Annotated in this window: 20 protein-coding genes; 16 read left to right on the top strand and 4 right to left on the bottom strand. The window is 67.7% G+C overall.

Translation table 11 applies throughout. The annotated features are described in order from the left end of the window. Positions 1-43: 43 nt before the first annotated feature. Both ASF06_RS19485 and ASF06_RS09250 read right to left on the bottom strand, forming a co-directional pair. The gene (locus ASF06_RS19485; protein WP_055945783.1) at positions 44-1198 is read right to left on the bottom strand and encodes a CU044_5270 family protein; all 1155 of its coding nucleotides are present in this window, start codon (positions 1196-1198) and stop codon (positions 44-46) included. Further along, complete coding sequence (locus ASF06_RS09250) at positions 1161-1757, bottom strand: RNA polymerase sigma factor (RefSeq protein WP_055945787.1); 597 nt, start codon at positions 1755-1757, stop codon at positions 1161-1163. The genes ASF06_RS19485 and ASF06_RS09250 overlap by 38 nt, the downstream gene beginning before the upstream one ends. Positions 1758-2023: 266 nt before the next feature. On the opposite strand from ASF06_RS09250, the gene ASF06_RS09255 reads away from it, so the two are divergent. The 3 genes from ASF06_RS09255 (at position 2024) to ASF06_RS20205 (ending at position 3294) form a co-directional block, all read left to right on the top strand. Continuing rightward, entirely contained in the window at positions 2024-2263 is a 240-nt protein-coding gene (locus tag ASF06_RS09255) for a hypothetical protein (protein ID WP_055945789.1), read from the top strand. 113 nt (positions 2264-2376) lie between these two features. Beyond that, on the top strand, positions 2377-2859 hold the full coding sequence (locus ASF06_RS09260) for a hypothetical protein (protein WP_055945792.1): 483 nt from the start codon (positions 2377-2379) through the stop codon (positions 2857-2859). Positions 2860-2883: 24 nt separating this feature from the next. After that, positions 2884-3294, top strand: coding sequence for a YkvA family protein (locus ASF06_RS20205; protein ID WP_055945795.1), 411 nt, complete (start codon positions 2884-2886; stop codon positions 3292-3294). A gap of 86 nt (positions 3295-3380) precedes the next feature. On the opposite strand, the gene ASF06_RS09270 is transcribed toward ASF06_RS20205, so the two are convergent. Then, positions 3381-4370: an NAD-dependent epimerase/dehydratase family protein gene (locus tag ASF06_RS09270; RefSeq protein WP_055945799.1), complete on the bottom strand. Its 990-nt coding sequence runs from the start codon at positions 4368-4370 to the stop codon at positions 3381-3383. A 99-nt stretch (positions 4371-4469) separates the two neighbouring features. Between ASF06_RS09270 and ASF06_RS09275 the strand changes: the two genes are divergently transcribed. After that, positions 4470-5186, top strand: coding sequence for a hypothetical protein (locus ASF06_RS09275; protein WP_055945802.1), 717 nt, complete (start codon positions 4470-4472; stop codon positions 5184-5186). On the opposite strand, the gene ASF06_RS09280 is transcribed toward ASF06_RS09275, so the two are convergent. Next, entirely contained in the window at positions 5183-5788 is a 606-nt protein-coding gene (locus tag ASF06_RS09280; RefSeq protein ID WP_055945806.1) for a helix-turn-helix domain-containing protein, read from the bottom strand. The genes ASF06_RS09275 and ASF06_RS09280 overlap by 4 nt on opposite strands. Before the next feature lie 227 nt (positions 5789-6015). Between ASF06_RS09280 and ASF06_RS09285 the strand changes: the two genes are divergently transcribed. From ASF06_RS09285 to ASF06_RS09340, 12 genes are all read left to right on the top strand, one after another. After that, positions 6016-7194 carry a hypothetical protein gene (locus ASF06_RS09285; protein WP_055945809.1) on the top strand — a complete coding sequence of 393 codons (1179 nt, stop codon included), beginning with the start codon at positions 6016-6018 and terminating at the stop codon, positions 7192-7194. Between the two features lie 47 nt (positions 7195-7241). Then, positions 7242-8675: an FAD/NAD(P)-binding protein gene (locus ASF06_RS09290; RefSeq protein ID WP_055945813.1), complete on the top strand. Its 1434-nt coding sequence runs from the start codon at positions 7242-7244 to the stop codon at positions 8673-8675. A 74-nt stretch (positions 8676-8749) separates the two neighbouring features. Continuing rightward, positions 8750-9259 (top strand): ureidoglycolate lyase, encoded by a 510-nt coding sequence (locus ASF06_RS09295; protein WP_055945816.1) that lies wholly within the window; start codon positions 8750-8752, stop codon positions 9257-9259. After that, positions 9256-10212, top strand: coding sequence for an alpha/beta hydrolase (locus tag ASF06_RS09300; RefSeq protein ID WP_055945819.1), 957 nt, complete (start codon positions 9256-9258; stop codon positions 10210-10212). The genes ASF06_RS09295 and ASF06_RS09300 overlap by 4 nt, the downstream gene beginning before the upstream one ends. 65 nt (positions 10213-10277) lie before the next feature. Beyond that, the gene (locus tag ASF06_RS09305) at positions 10278-10958 is read left to right on the top strand and encodes a GntR family transcriptional regulator (RefSeq protein WP_055925780.1); all 681 of its coding nucleotides are present in this window, start codon (positions 10278-10280) and stop codon (positions 10956-10958) included. Between the two features lie 184 nt (positions 10959-11142). Next, complete coding sequence (locus tag ASF06_RS09310) at positions 11143-12123, top strand: phosphoglycerate dehydrogenase (protein WP_055945822.1); 981 nt, start codon at positions 11143-11145, stop codon at positions 12121-12123. Positions 12124-12194: 71 nt separating this feature from the next. Next, on the top strand, positions 12195-13496 hold the full coding sequence (locus ASF06_RS09315) for an ABC transporter substrate-binding protein (protein ID WP_055946430.1): 1302 nt from the start codon (positions 12195-12197) through the stop codon (positions 13494-13496). Between the two features lie 83 nt (positions 13497-13579). Next, on the top strand, positions 13580-14521 hold the full coding sequence (locus ASF06_RS09320; protein ID WP_082479530.1) for a carbohydrate ABC transporter permease: 942 nt from the start codon (positions 13580-13582) through the stop codon (positions 14519-14521). Then, the gene (locus ASF06_RS09325; RefSeq protein ID WP_055945824.1) at positions 14518-15408 is read left to right on the top strand and encodes a carbohydrate ABC transporter permease; all 891 of its coding nucleotides are present in this window, start codon (positions 14518-14520) and stop codon (positions 15406-15408) included. The genes ASF06_RS09320 and ASF06_RS09325 overlap by 4 nt, the downstream gene beginning before the upstream one ends. Continuing rightward, entirely contained in the window at positions 15405-16217 is an 813-nt protein-coding gene (locus ASF06_RS09330; RefSeq protein WP_055945826.1) for an SDR family oxidoreductase, read from the top strand. The genes ASF06_RS09325 and ASF06_RS09330 overlap by 4 nt, the downstream gene beginning before the upstream one ends. Next, positions 16214-17083, top strand: coding sequence for a dihydrodipicolinate synthase family protein (locus ASF06_RS09335; RefSeq protein WP_055945828.1), 870 nt, complete (start codon positions 16214-16216; stop codon positions 17081-17083). Before ASF06_RS09330 ends, ASF06_RS09335 begins: the two co-directional genes overlap by 4 nt. After that, complete coding sequence (locus ASF06_RS09340; protein WP_055945830.1) at positions 17083-18738, top strand: hypothetical protein; 1656 nt, start codon at positions 17083-17085, stop codon at positions 18736-18738. Before ASF06_RS09335 ends, ASF06_RS09340 begins: the two co-directional genes overlap by 1 nt. Positions 18739-18777: the final 39 nt, after the last annotated feature.

Raw genomic sequence — 18777 nt, forward strand, 5'->3', positions numbered from 1 at the left:
ATCGACGAGGGGGTGGTCTATTCGATCGGCGCAGAGGTGACCATCAGCACTGGAAGTTCCCGTTGCCCTTGTCGATGCAGCCCTCGCGGTCGAACTGCCCGTTCTGCGTTCCGCCCTCGGGAGCCGAGTCGACCACCGACGTGCGCACCGCCGTAAAGCCCGTCGTCGTTCCGGCGGGGAAGCCCCAGCCCTCATCGCCCAGCTCCACCCGACGTTCTCCGATCAGCGCGCCGGTCTGCGGGTCGATGATCAGGTCCTGCCTCGAATTGTCGGCCGACTCCACCCGGCCGATCGAGATGCCCGTTCGTCCGTCGAGGTTGGCCACCTGCTCGGTGATCTCGACCCCGGGAATTCCGGCGGCCGCTTGGTAGAGCGCCGCACGGACATCCGCCGGCGCCACCCCTGTGCGGAGGGTGTCGGCGATCCAGCCGAGCGCCGCGCCATCCGCCGAATTGCCGCCGCCCGCCGTGACCTTATATATGTAGTTCAGCAACTGCTGCGGATCCCGCGGCAGGGCATCGAAGTCAGGCACCGTCGAGTTGCCGTAGAACTGCGCGTCGGGAGCCCGAAGCAGCTCGGGCACGCCGTCGGCCTCGGCCACCTCGTCGTCGTAGCTCTTCTGCGCCAGCGCTTTACCCTCGGCGTTGAACGACGCGTACGGCTCGCGGAACGACCGCACCCACACCCAGTCGTCCGCACGATCCGACGGAACATAGAGCTTGTCTCGGTTCATCGTGAGATAGCTCACGTAATCGCCCGCCTCGGTATGCGTGGTGTTGCCGTAGACCGCGTCGGTCTCGACCAGCAGGTACTGCCCGGGCGCCACCACCGGGTCGGAGTTCTCGACCGCCGCGAGCGCCGCCGCCTGCAGAGCGTCGGCCGCAGCCGGCTCCGCGCCACCGCGCCACCCGGCGAATCCGAGCACGTTCGTGGCGATCAGGGCCACCGCCAGCGCACCGGCACCGAGGGCGCCCATGCCGACCCAGCGCACCGGATGACGTCGCTTCGCGACGGCTGCCGCGGCATCCGGCGTCGTGCCCTGAACCCGCGCGCCCTGAAGAGCCAGACCGGCCCGCGCATCCAAACCCGCCTCGGAACCGGCGCGCTCGAGCAGCGCCGCGCGCCCCCTGTCGAGAGCGGCCTGCTCGGGCTCGCGTACCTCAGAGCGAATCCGGCGAAGCAGAGACAATTCGTCCATGATCGACCTCCTCATCACGGGCAGCGCCCGGATCGATTGCGATGCGCAGCTTGCGGCGTGCGCGATTGAGACGTGAGCGAACGGTTCCGACGGGCACACCCAGAGCGGATGCGACGCCCTCGTAATCGAGGTCGCCCCAGGCATACAGAAGCAGGGCATCGCGATCGCCGGCCGGAAGCCGTCGAAGCGCCCCACCGATGCGTCGCGCCGTGGCGCTCGCATCGAGGCGTGCCGCAGCCTGCTCGATCGCGTCGATGTCGACACGGCCGAGATCGGATGCGACGAGCCCCTTCCATGCGCGCGCTTCGAGCCGCGCGTGCTTCTTGATGAGGTTCGTGGCGATGCCCAGCAGCCAGGGCAGGGCATCGTGCGATCCGTCGAAGGCTTCTCGGCGTTCGAACGCGACGAGGAACGTCTCGCTCATCACGTCGTCGGCCGCCCCCGCATCCAGCCGCCGCGCGGCGTACCGGTGAACGGTGCGCGCGTGGCGATCGAATACCTCGGCGAACGCCCCTGCACTATGCAGGGAGCGCTCGATGATCTCGTTGTCGGTGCTCACAATGGGTATTGCACGATCCCGGCGATTAAGTTCACGAGAAGTAGTCTCCCCGGTCGAAGCGGCAGCGCGCCGCAGCGCCGGTCGAGTAGCCGGAGGCCGCCTGCGGCCGAAGCGTATCGAGACCACACCCGCCAGCCGAGTTGCCCGAATCTGCCGCCTCCCCACCCATTGAAGTGGCAGATTCGGGCAACTGGGCGAAGGGCGAGGAGCTCGGCCCGCCAAGCGTGGGGCTTTCTCTAGCGGCTTGTCCCTGAAAGACTGCATCAATGAGCACCGGCGGCGACAACGACGACTCGACTCCGAAGAGGTTTCGACGCCTGCGGTTCAATCCCCTGCGCGAGATCCTGCCCTACGTCTGCATCGTTGTCGGAATAGTGATGGCGGCACGGAACGGGTTCACGTTTGCCGGAAACGAAGGCGTCCTCGTGATCTGCAGCCTCGCCCTGATTGCGGTCGGCATCATCGCGATCCCCGTCAACCTGTGGATGAAGAAGCGCGACCTCTGACCACGCCCGCCCGCGCCGCCGATCCGCGCAGCGGCCGCAACTCCTTGTGCAACTGAAATCGGCGCCTCCAAGATGATGAGCGACAGAAGCAGTGCCATCGAACGGGGAAAACCATGAGCGGTCGGCACGGCAAGAAGGGCACGACCAATAAAGTCCTCATTGCGATCATCGGCGGTGTCGCGATAGCCGCCGTCGGGCTCGTCATCGCATTCGCAGCAGACGCCTTCTGGGGTGCCATGATCGGTCTCGCCGGAGTCGCGCTTGCAGGGGCGGCAGCGCGCATCCGAACCGACCGTCGCAACAGAGCAGCCGAAACCGCTCATGGTCCTGGCTCCCTCATCCAACAGCGGATGAGGATCAACCGATCGCGAAACTCAGGGCTGCTGTTTCTAGCGGCGGGTGTGCTCTTCCCGGCGCTCGAGGTGATCCTGTTCATCGTCAACCCGAGTCGCCCCCTCCGGTTGTACGCGATCTTTCCCGCCGTCCTGTTCGTGACCATCGGAATCACACAACTGGTTCTCGCTGCGAACGAGCGAAGAAGATTCGAGAACGAGTTCGGCAGGGAAGCCGGCAAACAACAGCCCGTGGAACACTGAAATGCAGGCACTAGCGTTGCCCCCATGGAATGGTGGCAGGTGCTCCTCAGCGTGCTCGGCGGCCTCGTGCTGCTCTGGCTCGCCCTGATCGCCGCGCTCGCCTGGATGTCGCGAGGCAAGTCCGAGAAGATCACGCTCGTCGCGGCCCTTCGCCTCGGCCCAGACATCGTCCGACTCACGCGCAGGCTCGTCTCCGATCCCACCGTTCCTCGCGGCGTTCGGGTGTGGCTCGTAGTTCTGCTCGGCTACCTACTGATGCCGATCGACCTGGTGCCCGACTTCATCCCCGTGATCGGCTACGCCGACGACATGATCGTCGTGGCCCTGGTGCTGAGGTTCGCCACGCGCCACGCGGGGCCGGATGCCCTCGAGCGCCATTGGCCCGGCACCCCTCAGGGGCTGAACGCCCTCCGCCTGCTGGCCGGGCTCGACTAGCAGGCATCCAGTTGCCCGAATCCGTCGCGTCCGCTCACACCGAAGCGGCAGATTCAGGCAACTGGGCGCGGGCGCGCGACTCCTCGTCAGACGCGCTCCGACACCCGGGCGATGAACGCGTCGATTCGAGCGTCGAGTTCGTGGTCGACCACCCGTCGGCTCGGGTCTTCGTCGTACCAGCCGACGATCTCTCTGGCGCCGAGGGAGAACGGCACGCTGGCGACGAAGTCCGGAACTAAGGACTTGATCTTGCTGTTGTCGAAGATCAGGGAGTGCGCCTTGTCGCCGATGATTCCGTCCGCCCACTCCGGAAAGGCCTGCGCCACCTCTGCCGACGCCGCGTGCACGATGTGCGCCGTGGTGCCGGCGGCGGCCGCGAGCTCGTTCGCGATCATGTCCCAGGTGAGGATCTCGTCGCCGGTGATGTGGATGGCGTCGCCGATGCTGCGCGTCAGACCGAGCAAGCCCACCAGGCCGCGAGCCACGTCTCGGTGATTGGTGAGGGTCCACAGCGAGGTGCCGTCGCCGTGCACCAGCGTCGGCTTGCCCTGCCGCATGCGTTCGATCACCGTCCAGCCGCCGTCGAGGGGCACCAGCGTGCGGTCGTAGGTGTGAGACGGGCGCACGATGGTGACCGGAAAGTCGTGCTCGTCGAACGCCTGCATCAACACCCGCTCGCACGCGATCTTGTCTCTCGAGTACTGCCAGAACGGGTTCTTGAGCGGGGTCGACTCGACGATCGGAAAGCGGGTCACCGGCTTCTGGTACGCCGACGCCGAACTGATGAAGATGTACTGGCCGGTGCGATCGCGGAAGAGGTCGACGTCGGCCTTCACCTGCTCGGGGCTGAAAGCACGGAAGTTGACGACCACGTCGAACGTTCTCGTGCCGATCGCATCCCGCATGCTCTGCGCATCCGTCGAGTCGCCGACGATGGTCTCGACACCGTCGATCGGCGGTCGTGTTCTATCGCGGCGCCGGTTCAGCAGAGTCAGGTCGAAGCCTCGCTCAACCGCCAGCCGACTGCACGCCGAACTGATGATGCCGTTTCCGCCGATGAACAGGACCTTGAGCATGGTGTTTCCTTTCAGTGGGCCGCGCGCTTCAGCTTTGCACCCCGCCTCGATCGACCGCAGCCGCTTGAACCCGATGCGCTTCCGTGTGAGAGTTCGGTCATGACTCGAGCTCATCGCCGCCGCGCGTCCACCTCGACACCTGCACGACTCGCGCTCCTCGCGCTGTCCGCCGTCGTTCTCACGGGCTGCACCGCGGGGCCGGGCGACGGGCCGGGGGCGTCGTCGACGACCGGGCCGACCGCATCCGGTGCCTGCTCGAACGGCGACTCGAAGACCACGACGAACCCGTTCGTGGTGACTCCCGCGCAGCTGTGCGAGATCGATGGCAGCACGTGGACGGTCTCGGCATTCACCCTTGTCGTGAATACGCCGGAGTGGAACTCGACGACGCCCGAGTGCGACGAGGCCCGCAAGACGGCCTTCTACGCCGGCTGGGAGCCGGCGGCCGCAGCCATCCAGACGCTCGACCTCGTTGAATCGGCGGAGAGTCAGGATTTGGTCGGCTCGGTCGGCATCTCGGTGATCGAGGGCCCGGATGCCGCGGCGGCCGTCTCAGCGCTGGATGCGGAGGTCGCAGCGTGCGGCCCGGGAACCTCGCAGCAGCTCGCTCTCGAGCAGGGCGAGTGGAGGGGCGTGCGCGGCCCGACGTCGCAGGGCGTGGATGACAACCGGTGGTCGTGGTGGGTCGCTGCGGATGGTCGGTGGGCGTTCGTGCAGGCCTACGCCGCCACCGACGCGACCGACGCCGACGTGAGCGCGCTGGAGTCGGCGGTCGCGAATCTGCTTGACGCCCAGGAGGATCTGCTCACGAGCTAGCCCGAGGCGCCCGGCCTCAGAACCTCTTTCACCACGATCATCCGATACGGCCCACCGTCGCTAGAGCAGATACGGTGCTGTGTTCCCCCCTTGAAATAGGCGGAGTCCGACGTGTCCAACGCGAAGAGCCCGTCGTCGCCCAGATCGAGCCTGATCGACCCCTCGATCACGTAGAGGAACTCGTCTTCGTCGTGCTGGAAGAAGTCGCCGAACTCCGCGTTCTCGCCACGCACATCCATCGGCAGAAGTGCCACATCGCCGCGCACGAGAATGCGACCCTGGCCCGACCCGAACCCACCTTCGGAGCCTTCTCGTCCGCGCACGATGTCGACGCGCGGCGCGGGCTGATCGAGGGGCATCGTGCTCGAGGCGCCGGCAGCGAGCAGTTCGACCTGGCTGCTGCCGAGGGCGCGCGCGATCCTGCCGAGCGATCCGATACTGGGCTGGGCCAGCCCCCGCTCGACCTGGCTCAGGAACGGATGCGACAGCTCGGCCATCTTCGCCAGCTCGACGAGCGTCAGCCCGCGTTGGCGCCGGATGCTGCGGATCCGGTTGCCGAGGTCGGGCGACTCCCGCGGGTCGATGGTTGCGCTCGGCGACATGGAGTTCCTCAGGGGATCGAAGGCGACGGCATCCGCCGGCGGAGTGCCGACAGGAGCGTCGCTGCCAAATTTACACGCCGCATTTCTGCCGTCACACGGCTGAAACATCGCGACACTACTTTAGCTGTTATCAACATTGTGTTGAAGCTATCAACATTTTTGTTGAGGACCACTCGCCCAGCACCTGCTCCACACCACCTCCCCTCTCACCCACACCAGGAGACGACATGCGCAGCACCCGAACCAGGCTCATCGCAGCCAGTGTGGTGGCCCTCTCGGCCGTCACCCTCAGCGCCTGCAGCACCGACGCATCCGGCAGCACCGACTCGAGCACGTCGAGCGATCTCGCGATCGGCTCGACCGACCTCGCGGCAGCCGGATGCCCCGCCAACGTGGTCATCCAGACCGATTGGAACCCCGAGGCCGAACACGGCCACCTCTACGAGCTGCTCGGCAAGGACTACACGGTCGACGCCAGCAACAAGCTCGTCTCAGGACCGCTCATGTCGAAGGGCGAATACACCGGAGTCAACGTCGAGATCCGCGCCGGCGGCCCGGCCATCGGCTTCCAGTCGGTGTCGAGCCAGATGTACACCGACACCGACATCACCCTGGGCTACGTCGTCAGCGACGAGGCGATGCAGGTGTCGGACTCGCTTCCGACGACCGCGGTGTTCGCCCCGCTCGACAAGAGCCCGCTCATGATCATGTGGGACCCGGCGACATACCCCGACGCGAAGTCCATCCCCGACGTCGTCGCCGAGGGCGCCATCGTTCGCTACTTCGACGGCTACACCTACATGGAGTACCTCAAGTCGAGCGGAGTCATTCCGGCCGAGCAGGTCGACGGCGGCTACGACGGAACGCCGGCCAGCTTCGTGGCCGCGGCCGGCAAGGACGCGCAGCAGGGCTTCGCCTCGGCCGAGCCGTACATCTACCAGAACGAGGTGTCGTCGTGGGGCAAGCCGGTCAAGTACCAGCTGATCCACGATCTGGGCTACCAGCCCTACATCTCGGCGATGGCCGTGCGCTCGGGTGAGCTCGAAGACCTCTCGCCCTGCCTCACCGCGCTCGTGCCCGTGCTCCAGCAGGCCGAAGTCGACTACTACGCCGACCCGGCCGCCGCCAACTCCCTGATCCTCGACCTCGTCGACCAGTACGACACCGGCTGGGTCTACACGCAGGGCGTCGCCGACTACTCGGTCAAGACGCAGCTCGAGCTGGGCCTGGCGAGCAACGGCGACAACGACACGATCGGCGACTTCGACACCGACCGCGTCGGCGATCTGCTCACGAAGGTCGCCCCGATCTTCGACAAGCTGGGAACGCCGGTCAAGTCGGGCCTCACGGTCGACGATCTCGTGACCAACAAGTTCATCGACACGTCCATCGGCCTCGACAAGTAGTCGACGAACAGTCGACGAATCGCACGAGTAACCGAACGAGCAATCGAATGAACCAGCTGCCCGGCGCACACGACATCACGGCGACGAACGCCCTGGCCGAGAGAGCGAGAGCCGAACGCGGCCAGCTCGCCTATCCCGACAGGGTCTGGACGAATCCGGGGCTCTCGGCCTCGGGCGAGGCCATCGACGACGTGGTGATCGTGGGTGCCGGGCAATCCGGGCTCGGCATCTACGAGGGGCTTCGCCGCGACGGCGTCGCGCGCATCCGTCTCGTCGATGCCGCCCCGCCCGGCCGGGAGGGCGTGTGGGAGACGTTCGCCCGCATGTCGACTCTCCGCACGCCGAAGATCCTCAACGGGCTCGACTTCGGACAGCCCTCGCTCTCCATCCGCTCCTGGTACGTGGCCCGCCACGGCCAGATCGCCTGGGACGAGCTGCACCAGATCGGCCGCAGCGACTGGGCCGACTACCTCGCCTGGTATCGCGAGACCCTCGAGATTTCGGTCGAGAACGGCGTGACCGTCACCGACGTGCGATCGAACGGCACGGATGGCGTGGTCGTCGACGCCCAGACCCCCGACGGCCCGCGGTCGTTCGCCGCGCGCACGGTCGTGCTCGCCACCGGGTACGACGGCGCGGGCAGCTGGTCGGCTCCGTCGATCGTGCAGGATGCCGTGGAACCGGCGCTCTGGAGCCACTCCAACGGCAACATCGACTTCGCCGCGCTCGCCGGCCTTCGCGTGGGCGTGATCGGGCATGGCGCATCCGCGTTCGACAATGCCGCGTCTGCGCTGGCGGCCGGCGCGACCAGTGCCGACCTGCTCTTCCGGCGCGCGACACTGCCTCGCGTCAACCCGCTCCGGCACGTCGAGACCGCGGCTCTGATGGGGCACTACCCGGCCCTGTCCGACGAGACCCGCTTCGCCATCGCGCGCTTCATCAAGCGCGTCGACCAGCCTCCGGCGGAGTCGGGCTACCGGGCCGCGAACGCGATGCCCGGCTTCGCGATGCATCCGTCGTCGCCGCTCGTCTCCGTCGAGCAGGTGGGGCAGACCGTGCACGTGACGACCCCGCACAGAACTTTCGTGTTCGACCACCTCATCTGCGCGACGGGGCTGCGAGTCGAGCTCGAGAACCGAGCAGAACTGCAGACGCTCGCCCCGCTCGTCTCGCGCTGGAGCCAGCAGCGGCCCGACCTCATGCAGACCGGCGAGGCGGACCGCACCCTGGGGCAGTACCCCTACCTCGGTCCGTCGTACGAGTTCACCCCGGTCGACGACGCACACCACTGGGTCTCGCGCGTGTTCGCGTTCAGCGGGCTGGGCTTCATCAGCCAGGGCCCGCACTCCACGTCGATCAGCGGGCACAAGCACGCGATCCCCCGCGTCGTTCGAGGAATCACGCAGCGCCTCCTGCTCGACGAGCAGCCCCGCATCCTCGACGACCTCGCGGCCTTCGACACCGCCGAGGTCTACCTCTGAACGCGACCAACCCAAGGAACCCGACGACCCTCTCCACCCCGACCGACCCCACCGCCCCACGAAAGGACCCACCCATGACCACGGAACTCACCGAGCGCATCCTCGAGGTGCACGACATCACGGCCGAGAACTTCGCCCCGTTCGGCACCCTGATCGAGCCGATGGAGGACGGCACTCCCTTCGGCGAGCTCGACGCCAAGCTCGACTTCAGCGCCGGAACACCCCGCTTCTACGCCATGAAGCTCGTAGGCCGCGGCACCTCGTTCACCCGCATCACGCGGCACCGCCAGGTGTCGCAGCTGCTCGCATCCGTCGGCGGACACGAGTGGGCGATCGCCGTCGCTCCCCCGCTCGACCCCGAGAACCCGGATGCCGCCCCGAACCTCGACGACATCACGGCGTTCCGCATTCCCGGCGACGTCGCGATCGCCCTGCACCGCGCCTCCTGGCACGCAGGCCCCCTGCTGCCGAAGGGCGCAGAGCAGTCGTTCTTCAACCTCGAGCTGGCCGACACGAACGTGGTCGATCACCAGAACTTCGAGATCGGCGCCACGCACGGCATCACCATGACCCTGGCGCTATGACGGAGGCCTCAGCCCCGGCCGAGCTGCAGCTCGATCCCCGCCTCACCGATCCGGATGCCGCCCGGCACGTCGCGCGGATGCTGCAGCAGAGCGCGGGTCAGCTTCCCGGCCCTATCGCGGGCGTGGATGCTCTCCGGAAACGCACGCGCAAGACTCGCGCCCCCGACGCGGCCGGCATCAGAACGGTCGACGTCTCGGTTCCGACGAGGGAGGGCGGAAGGCCGGGCCGACTCTATGTCCCCACCGAGGGATCGTCGGGCTCCGTGCTCTTCCTGCACGGCGGCGGCTGGATGAACGGCGACCTCGAGATGAACGATGCGCTCTGTCGAGACCTGGCCGTCGCATCCGGAGCCACCCTGCTCAGCCTCGACTATCGACTGGCTCCCGAGCATCCTTTTCCCGCCGCGATCGACGACTCGGCCGATGCCCTCCGCTGGATGGCGGCCGGCGCCGACGGCCGGCTCGACGAGGGCCCCCTGGCCGTGGCGGGCCACAGCGCCGGCGGAAACCTGGCCGCCGTGATCGCGCAGCAGAGTCGTGACGGGGTGCTGCCGGCGATCACGCATCAGCTGCTGCTCTGCCCCGTTCTCGACCACGACGTCGACCGCCCGTCGTACCTCGAGAACGCCGCCGGTCTGCCGCTGACCCGCGACGACATGATCTGGTACTGGCAGCTGTACCTGCCCTCCGTCGAGAAACGGTCGCATCCCGACGCGAGCCCGCTGCGCAACAAGAACCTGCGAGGGCTCGCGCCGGCCACGATCGTGGTCGCCGAGGCGGATCCCCTGTGCGACGAGGGCGTGGAGTACGCGCGCCTCCTCGACGAGCAGGGCGTCGACGTTCGCCTGCTGCAGCAGCCGGGCGTGCCGCACCTGTTCCTCAATTTTCCCGACATGCCCTCGAAGTCGGCGGCGATCGCCTTCGCCGGCGCTGCCCTGCGCCCCGCTCCCTGAGCTCGCCGAAGGGCGTGTCGGCGGCGGGCAGGTACCATACTGTCAACTGTCAACGAAAGGCGCTCATGGTCTTCACCGCACATTCTCCGCGCCCCCTCGCCATGGGAGAGCAGATCTCGCACAAGCTGCGGGTCGACATCATCTCGGGCTCGATCGCCGACGGCACCCACCTGTCGGAGGACAGCCTGGCCACCCGCTTCGACGTGAGCCGCGGCCCCGTGCGCGATGCGCTGCGCCAGCTCGAGAGCGAAGGCCTGGTCGACAACCGGCGCAAGCGGCTCTACGTGAGCTTCCGGGGCCAGCGCGACATCGAAGAGCTCTACTCCCTTCGCGAGAGCCTCGAGTCGATGGCCCTGCGACTGGCCATCGAGCGAACGAGCACGGAGGGCTGGGACGAGGTGCAGCAGCTCGTCGACGCGATGGCGGCGGCCGCGAAGAGCGGCGACCCCGAGGCGTTCGACCTCGCCGACATGGAGTTCCACACCAGCTTCTACCGCCTCTCCGAGCACCGCCGACTGGCGGAAGCCTGGCGCCCCTACCAGCGCACCTTCGAGGTTCTGCTCGACATGAGCAACACCGCAGACATGGATGCCGCGGTCATCGACCACCAGGGATTCCTCGACGTCGTGCGGGCCGGCGATCCGGATGCCGCGGTCGAGCGCTTGCACGACCACCTGATGCGGGCCAAGGGCCGCGTGAGAGACGCCATCCAGTGGTCGGCCGACTCGTCGACCGACGCGGTGTGACGCCGAAATCTAAGCCCGTCCACACCAACTTAGACAAAAACTGTTAACAGTTGCCAGAAAAGCTTGACGCGCCGATGGTGCATCTCATACGTTGACTGTTAACAAGTTACAGTTCCTCGATCAATGGCGACGAGCAACGCGGTTCTCCGGAACGCTGCCTGGGCCATAGAAAGCGACCCTCCTCATGGCGTCTCCCTCCTCGATCGGATCCGGTCGAACCGTGATCGTCGGCCCCGTGCGCTACGCAGAGCTCTGCGCCGCCGGCCGCGAGCTGCTGATCGAGAACGGCTTCACCCTCGTCGAGAACGAACGGTCCGTGCCCTGGACGGCCGACGACCTGGCCGCGCTGCTCCCGACGGCCGCGGCATCCGTCTGTGGCGTCGAGGTCTTCGACCGTGACGCCCTGGCCCTGGCGCCCGAACTCCGCATCATCTCCCGCCTCGGCGTCGGCCTCGACAACATCGACCTCGCCGAGGCCCGCTCCCGCGGCGTCGACGTGGTGAACGCCCCGGGCGGCAACGCCGCGGCCGTGGCCGAACTGGCACTGGGCCTGCTGCTCTCCGTCTACCGCCAGATCCCCGCCATGAACTCGGGAATCCGCACGGGAACGTGGGACCGCTTCGTGGGTGCCGAGATCTCGGGCAAGTCGATCGGCCTGATCGGCTTCGGCGCCGTCTCGCGGCTGCTCGCCCGTCGACTGGCAGGATTCGACGTCGACATCGTGGCCTACGACCCGTTCGGCGACACCGACGAGGCGGATCGCCTCGGCGTGCGCCTGGTCTCGCTCGAAGACGCGGTCTCGAACGTCGACGTCGTGAGCGTGCACGCTCCCCACGTCGAGTCCACCCACCACCTTGTCGACGCCGGACTGCTGGCATCGATGCGACCGGGCACGGTGCTCCTGAACACCAGCCGCGGCGGCCTCGTCGACGAGTCGGCCCTCACCGACGCACTCGAATCGGGCCACATCGCGGGCGCCGGGCTCGACGTGTTCGAGGTCGAGCCCGTCGCATCCGACAACCCGCTGCTCGCGTTCCCGAACGTGATCGCGACCACGCACGCCGCCGCAGACAGCCTCGAGGCCTACCACCGCATCGGACTCTCGACGGCTCAGGCCATCGTCGACGTCTTCTCCGGTCGACGCCCGCAGGCACTGGCCAACTGACTTCCACCCCGCATTCCCGCACCAGAACACTCCACGCACACTCACCCAGAGAACAACGGAAAGGATCAATGATGATCATTCGATCACGACGAAACCGACGGGCAGCCCTCGCGGCACCCCTCGCGCTCGCCCTCGCGGCAGGCCTGATGGCCTGCGCGGGCGGCGGCGGCTCCTCCTCGGAGAAGGTCACCGACCTCACCCTCATCGCGGCGAACAGCCCCTGGACCGAGGGACTGAAAGACCTCGCGACCGAATACGAAGACGAGACCGGGGTGAAGGTCAACCTCGAGTTCTACGGCAACGAGCAGCTGAACGACACCCTCAAGGTGAAGCTCAACGCCCAGTCGAGCGACTTCGACATCTACGGCTACCAGGTGCAGGACATCATGCGCGAGTTCAGCCGCAACGGCTGGCTCGCCGACATGACCGACTACGTCGAGAGCGACGCAGACTGGAACTGGGACGACTTCCAGGAGTCGTCGCGAGACGCCGTGACCCTCGACGGCGTCGTCTACGGCGTTCCCGTCATGACCGAGCGCCACATCATGTACTACCGCGCCGATCTGCTCGAGGCGGCGGGCATCCCCGTTCCCACGACGCTCGACGAGCTCGACGCCGCGGCCGCGAAACTGAACGACCCCACCAACGGCTTCTACGGCATCGCGATGCGCGGCGCCAAGGTGCCCCTCGTCACCCAGTTCTCCTCCTTCCTCTACAGCTATGGCGGCGACTTCCAAGACGAAGACGGCAACGCCACGGTCGACACCCCCGAGGCCAAAGACGCCTACGCCTTCTACGGCAAGCTGCTGAAGGACTACGGCCCTCCCGGAGCGACGAACATGGGCTGGCCCGAGGCATCCGCGATCTTCGCGCAGGGCAACGCCGCGTTCTACCTCGACGCCGACAGCCAGGCCTACACCTTCCTCGATCCGGCCAGCAGCGCCGTCGTCGACACCGTCGCATACGGCGCCTTCCCTGAGGGGCCTGCCGGATCGCATCCGTACAGCATCGTGCCGCAGACCGTGGGCATCAACGAGTACTCGAAGAAGAAGGACGCCGCCTGGGAGTTCATCAAGTGGGTCACCAACGAGGAGAACAGCAAGACGCTGCTCGCAGATGACACCGTGCCGAGCGCCCGCGACTCCTCGTGGGCCGACGACGCGGCGACCGCATCGTTCCCCGCCGGTCTCGTCGAGATCGTGCGCAACAGCGAGGGCACGGTCGGCCACGACCGCCCCCAGCTCGAGAAGGTGGCCCAGGCCCGAGAGATCGTGGGCGCACCGGCCATCAGCGCCATCGAGGGAGGGGACGTCGATTCGGCCGCCGACAAGGCCAACACCGACTTCCAAGACCTCCTCGACGGCGAGAAGTAACGCCTCGTGCCGGGAGGGCGCTGAAACATGCACCCTCCCGGCACACACCCTCGAACAACACCCTCCGACATCGAAGGCAGATCATGACAACGACCAGTCACCCGAGCTACCTCGCCCCGAAGAGGCGGCGCGGCAGCGGGCTCACCACGTGGGCCGACCGGCACATCAAGTGGCTGTTCACCGCCCCCGCCATCGTGTTCGTCGCCCTACTCATCATCTTCCCCATCGCCTACACGGTGTTCCTGTCGTTCACCGACTCGGCCAGCTCGGTGACTCGCCCCTTCTCGTTCGTGGGCTTCGAGAACTACGGCAAGTGGCTCGGCGACTTCGAGCGCTTCTGGCCCGCCGTCGGCCGCACCGCCTACTTCACGATCACCGCCCTCGTGATCGAACTCGTTCTCGGCCTCGCGATCGCACTCCTGCTGCGCAAGACCTTCCGCGGCCAGAGCATCGTGCGGGTCTTCATCCTGCTGCCCCTCGTCGCCACCCCCGTGGCCGTGGGCATGATGTGGCTGCTCATCTTCGAGCCCTCCATCGGCTTCGCCAACGTGCTGATGAAATCGCTCGGCCTGCCCGCGCAGCTCTGGCTGTCGGGAACCGATACGGCGCTCAACACCATCGTGTTCATCGACGTGTGGCAGTGGACCCCGATGGTCATCCTCATCCTCCTCGCCGGCCTGTCGACCCTGCCCGAGGAACCCGACGAGGCCGCCCGCGTCGACGGCGCCAACGCCTGGCAGAGGTTCCGGCACATCACCCTGCCCCTGCTGATGCCCACCCTGGCGGCCGCCGCCATCCTGCGCTCGATCGACGCGATGAAGACCTTCGACATCATCTACGCGACGAAGGGCCGCACCGGCGGCTCGAACAACGAGGCCGAGACGCTCAACATGCTCGCCTACAACGAGAGCTTCGGGAACTCGCAGTACGGCAGCGCCGCCGCCCTGCTGATGCTGTTTCTGATGTTCATCATCATCATCCTCACCGCACTCACCATCCTGCGCTCGAAAGGACACCGAGCATGACCGCCACCGCCCAGCGGCCCACGCGCTCCCCCGCCGCCGCCGCTCGCGTCTCGTCGCCGGCTCCCCGCCGCCGCAAGAAGCGCCTGCTCGGTCCGACCCTGCGCACCATCGCCATCGTGGTCGTCGTGCTCCTCTTCGTGCTCCCCCTCGGCTGGATGCTCATGGCCGCGTTCAAGACGAACCTCGACATCGTGACGCCGTCACGCACCTTCGACTTCACGCCGACCCTCGACAACTTCGGCACGGTGTTCGGTGCGCAGAACTTCGCCCCGTTCATCGTGAACAGCGTCGTCGTGGGTGTCGGCGCCACGATCGTCGCCCTCGTGCTCGGGGTCCCCGCGGCCTACGGCATCGCCCGGTACCGCATCCGCAACGCGACCGCGTTCGTGCTGCTCGCCCGCGTCATCCCGGGCGTGAGCCTGCTCATCCCCTGGTACTTCCTGTTCAGCCAGGTGCAGCTCGTCGGGACCTACACGGCGCTCATCCTCACCCACATCTTCGTGACGATGCCCCTCGTGGTGGCCATCATGGCCGGCTTCTTCGAGGGCCTGCCCGAAGAGCTCGAGGAGGCCGCCCAGATCGACGGCTCCAGCCGTGTCGGCGCCTTCGTGCGCGTCGTGCTGCCGCTCGCGCTTCCGGGTGTGGCGACCAGCGCGATCCTCGCATTCATCTTCAGCTGGAACAACTTCCTCTTCGCGCTCGTGCTCTCGAACCAGGAGACGCGCACCCTGCCCGTGGCCATCTCGAACTTCACCAGCTACGCCTCGGTCGACTGGGGCGGACTGATGGCCGCGTCGGTCATCATCACGGTTCCCGTGATGCTCGTCGCGCTGTTCGCGCAGCGCTACGTGGTCGCCGGTCTCACGGCCGGGGCGACGAAGGGATGACCGCGGGCACGCATCCGGTCGCCTGGATCCTGGGTGGCGGAAGCGGCATCGGGGCGGGTTCCGCCAGAGCCCTCGCCGAGGCCGGCTACACCGTGGTGGTCTCCGGCCGACGCGAGGTCGAGCTGCAAGAGGTCGTCGACGCGCACGACGGGCGGCCGGGCCGCATCGTCGCGCTGCCCGTCGACGTCTCCGCATCCGCTGGCCCGGCCAGCCCGGCGGCGGCCCTCGCGCACATCGAAGCCGAGCACGGCGAGGTGCAGGTGCTCGTCTACTCGGCCGGCACCAACGTGACTTCGCGCTACTGGAGCGATACCGACCCCGAGGACTTCGCGCGGGTGCTCGACGTGAATCTCACGGGCGCGGTCCGGGCCGTCCACGCCGTTCTGCCGGGCATGCGCCGGGCGCAGAACGGACTGCTGATCCTCGTCTCGTCGTGGGCTGCCTGGCGCTTCGCGCCCGCCGCGGGCGCCGCGTACTCCGCCAGCAAGACCGCGCTCGGAGTACTCGCCGAGACCCTGAATGTGCAGGAGCGCCAGCACGGCATCCGGGCCACGCACCTGTGCCCCGGCGAGGTGCGCACCGACATCCTCAAGACCCGACCGATCGTACCCACCGAGGCCGAGCAGCAACTCATGCTCACCGCCGACGACCTAGGCGAGACCGTGCGTTATCTCGCGGCGCTGCCCGCGCGTATCTGCGTCAACGAGCTCGTGATCACCCCGACCAGCAACACCTCCTACTCCGCGGCCAACGCGGCGGCTCGCGCACCCGCGGCCGACACACCACCCAGCAGAAAGCGAATCCCATGACACGCCGCGACATCCTGACCGCCGTTCCCGTCGCCTTCCACGACGACGGAACCCTCGACCTCGACGGCTCGCGCGAGATCCTGCGCTACGTCGCAGCATCGGGCAACGAGGGCGCGTTCGTGCTGGGCACCACCGGCGAATTCCCCTCGCTGAGCTTCGAGGAGCGCGGGCAGCTCACGGCCCTGAGCCTCGAGGAGCTCGCCGGCACCATGCGCGTCGTGGTGCACGTGGGCGCGCCCAGCCTCTACGAGGTGCTGCGGCTCATCGACCAGGCGCGAGACCTGGGCGCCACAGAGATCGCGGTGCTGACGCCCTACTACCTGCCCTCCGACGACGATGCCCTGCGCGCGTTCTTCACGGCGGTCGATGCGGCGGCCGAGGGCCTGTCGGTCTACGTCTACGTCTACCGCAAGCGCAGCGGCAACTTCGTGAGCGCCGAGCTCATGGCCGAGCTGGCCCGGCTGCCGCACATCGTGGGCGCCAAGGTCAGCGAGGAGCCCCTCGACGTCATCGCCCAGTACCGCGCGGTGGTGCCCGACGACTTCGTGCTCTACACCGGTGCCGACGCCGAGCTCACGGCCGCCGCCGACTTCGGCGCACAGGGTGTCATCTCGGGCGTCTCGTCGGTGCTCCCCAAGCCGTTCCGCGCCCTCGCCGCCGCCGCCGAATCCGGCGACCCCGAGCAGCTCGCGGCGGCACAGGCCGACGTCGACACCGTGGTCACGGCCATCGCCGGCAACATGGGTCGCATGAAAGCCGCCTACCGCGTGCTCGGGGTCAACGGGGGCACCACTCGCATGGCGATCACGCCTCCCGACGCCGATGCGCTGGCCGAGATCGAGCGCGTGACGGAGCTGCACCGCTGATGAGCACGTCCTACTCCCTCCCCGAGGTGCGCGACCGCGGCACGGTCGCACCGAAGACCGCCCATCTCATCGCCAGCGGAGACCTGCGCGAATCGGCCAACACCGCCGGCTGGCCCACCCAGCAGCAACTCGAGGCGGCCCTCACCGAGGCCTTCGCGAAGCAGGGCTGGAGCGTCGTGCGCGCCCACGGCGTCGACCCCGACACCGGCCACGGGTTCATCTCGAGCCAGCGCATGGGCCTCGACGTGTTCACCACGATTCCGCCCGACGCGCCGCTGATCGTGGCCGAGGCCGTGTGGCAGTACAGCCACCACGTTCTCGCCGGACTCCGCACGCACCGCGGTCCCATCCTCACCGCCGCCAACTTCGCAGGCGAGTGGCCCGGACTCGTGGGCCTGCTCGGCCTCAACGCCGGCCTCACCAAGATGGGCACCCCGTACTCCACGGTGTGGAGCGTCGACTTCACCGACGACTGGGCGCGCGACCGTATCGCCGAGTGGATCGCGACCGGCGGCATCCGGCACGACGATTCTCACGTGCGCGCGTTTGGGCCCGTCGACTCGCTCGCGGCGACGCCCGAGGTCGAGCTCGGGCGGGCGCTCGCCCACCAGCTGCAGACCGACAAGGCCATCATCGGCGTCTTCGACGAGGGCTGCATGGGCATGTACAACGCCATCATCGACGACGAGCTGCTCAACTCGATGGGCATCTACAAGGAGCGGCTCTCGCAGAGCGCCCTCTACGCCGAGATGCAGAAGGTCGACGACGAGACGGCGGATTCCGTCGGACGCTGGCTGCTCGACGCCGGAATGACGTTCCGGCTGGGCACCGACGATGCCACCGAGCTCACCGAGCGCCAGCTGCGCGAGCAGTACAAGATGTATGTCGCCGCGCTGCGCATCAGCGACGATTTCGGACTCGATGCCGTGGGCATCCAATACCAGCAGGGTCTCAAAGACCTGACCCCGGCATCCGATCTGCCCGAGGGGCTGCTCAACAACGTGGAGCGCCCGCCGGTCACGTCGCGCGACGGGTCACGCGTGCTCTGGGAGGGCAAGGCGCTTCCCCACTTCAACGAGGCCGACGAGGGCGTCGCCGCAGACGCGCTCATCACGAACCGGGTGTGGACGGCAATGGGGCTCGATCCCGCAACGACGCTGCACGACGTGCGCTGGGGCGAGGAGTTCGACGGGCAGTTCGTGTGGGTCTACGAGATCTCGGGCTCGGTTCCGCCGTCGCACTTCGAGAACGGGTACGCGGATGCGGTGGGCTGGCGGCAGGGCCCGGTGTTCTTCCCGGCCGGCGGTTCCACGATCACGGGCGTCTCGAAGCCCGGCGAGATCGTGTGGTCGCGGCTCTACATCGCGGGGGGCGAACTGCACCTCGATATCGGCCGCGCCTCGGCGGTGTCGCTGCCGGCCGAAGAGACGTCGCGCCGGTGGCAGGCGACCAACATCGAGTGGCCCATCATGCACGTGGTGCTGCACGGCGTCAGCCGCGACCAGTTCATGGCCCGGCACAAGGCGAATCACGTTCAGGTCGCGTATGCACCGGATGCGGCGACCGCCGATGCAGCCCTGCTTGCCAAGGCGGTCACCTTCACCGAACTCGGGGTGCACGTGCACCTCGCGGGCGACGTGCCCCTCGCTCCCTGAGCCGGTCGAGTTGCCCGAATCCGCCGCCTCATTCGCGAT

Source organism: Agreia sp. Leaf244 (assembly GCF_001422695.1).
Classification (GTDB): Bacteria; Actinomycetota; Actinomycetes; order Actinomycetales; family Microbacteriaceae; genus Agreia.

What these genes read in the sequence shown, in the direction of transcription:
- ASF06_RS19485 (WP_055945783.1), bottom strand. Translation starts at nt 1,198, where the DNA reads ATGGACGAATTGTCTCTGCTTCGCCGGATTCGCTCTGAGGTACGCGAG.
- ASF06_RS09255 (WP_055945789.1), top strand. Translation starts at nt 2,024, where the DNA reads ATGAGCACCGGCGGCGACAACGACGACTCGACTCCGAAGAGGTTTCGA.
- ASF06_RS09260 (WP_055945792.1), top strand. Translation starts at nt 2,377, where the DNA reads ATGAGCGGTCGGCACGGCAAGAAGGGCACGACCAATAAAGTCCTCATT.
- ASF06_RS20205 (WP_055945795.1), top strand. Translation starts at nt 2,884, where the DNA reads ATGGAATGGTGGCAGGTGCTCCTCAGCGTGCTCGGCGGCCTCGTGCTG.
- ASF06_RS09270 (WP_055945799.1), bottom strand. Translation starts at nt 4,370, where the DNA reads ATGCTCAAGGTCCTGTTCATCGGCGGAAACGGCATCATCAGTTCGGCG.
- ASF06_RS09275 (WP_055945802.1), top strand. Translation starts at nt 4,470, where the DNA reads ATGACTCGAGCTCATCGCCGCCGCGCGTCCACCTCGACACCTGCACGA.
- ASF06_RS09280 (WP_055945806.1), bottom strand. Translation starts at nt 5,788, where the DNA reads ATGTCGCCGAGCGCAACCATCGACCCGCGGGAGTCGCCCGACCTCGGC.
- ASF06_RS09285 (WP_055945809.1), top strand. Translation starts at nt 6,016, where the DNA reads ATGCGCAGCACCCGAACCAGGCTCATCGCAGCCAGTGTGGTGGCCCTC.
- ASF06_RS09290 (WP_055945813.1), top strand. Translation starts at nt 7,242, where the DNA reads ATGAACCAGCTGCCCGGCGCACACGACATCACGGCGACGAACGCCCTG.
- ASF06_RS09295 (WP_055945816.1), top strand. Translation starts at nt 8,750, where the DNA reads ATGACCACGGAACTCACCGAGCGCATCCTCGAGGTGCACGACATCACG.
- ASF06_RS09300 (WP_055945819.1), top strand. Translation starts at nt 9,256, where the DNA reads ATGACGGAGGCCTCAGCCCCGGCCGAGCTGCAGCTCGATCCCCGCCTC.
- ASF06_RS09305 (WP_055925780.1), top strand. Translation starts at nt 10,278, where the DNA reads ATGGTCTTCACCGCACATTCTCCGCGCCCCCTCGCCATGGGAGAGCAG.
- ASF06_RS09310 (WP_055945822.1), top strand. Translation starts at nt 11,143, where the DNA reads ATGGCGTCTCCCTCCTCGATCGGATCCGGTCGAACCGTGATCGTCGGC.
- ASF06_RS09315 (WP_055946430.1), top strand. Translation starts at nt 12,195, where the DNA reads ATGATCATTCGATCACGACGAAACCGACGGGCAGCCCTCGCGGCACCC.
- ASF06_RS09320 (WP_082479530.1), top strand. Translation starts at nt 13,580, where the DNA reads ATGACAACGACCAGTCACCCGAGCTACCTCGCCCCGAAGAGGCGGCGC.
- ASF06_RS09325 (WP_055945824.1), top strand. Translation starts at nt 14,518, where the DNA reads ATGACCGCCACCGCCCAGCGGCCCACGCGCTCCCCCGCCGCCGCCGCT.
- ASF06_RS09330 (WP_055945826.1), top strand. Translation starts at nt 15,405, where the DNA reads ATGACCGCGGGCACGCATCCGGTCGCCTGGATCCTGGGTGGCGGAAGC.
- ASF06_RS09335 (WP_055945828.1), top strand. Translation starts at nt 16,214, where the DNA reads ATGACACGCCGCGACATCCTGACCGCCGTTCCCGTCGCCTTCCACGAC.
- ASF06_RS09340 (WP_055945830.1), top strand. Translation starts at nt 17,083, where the DNA reads ATGAGCACGTCCTACTCCCTCCCCGAGGTGCGCGACCGCGGCACGGTC.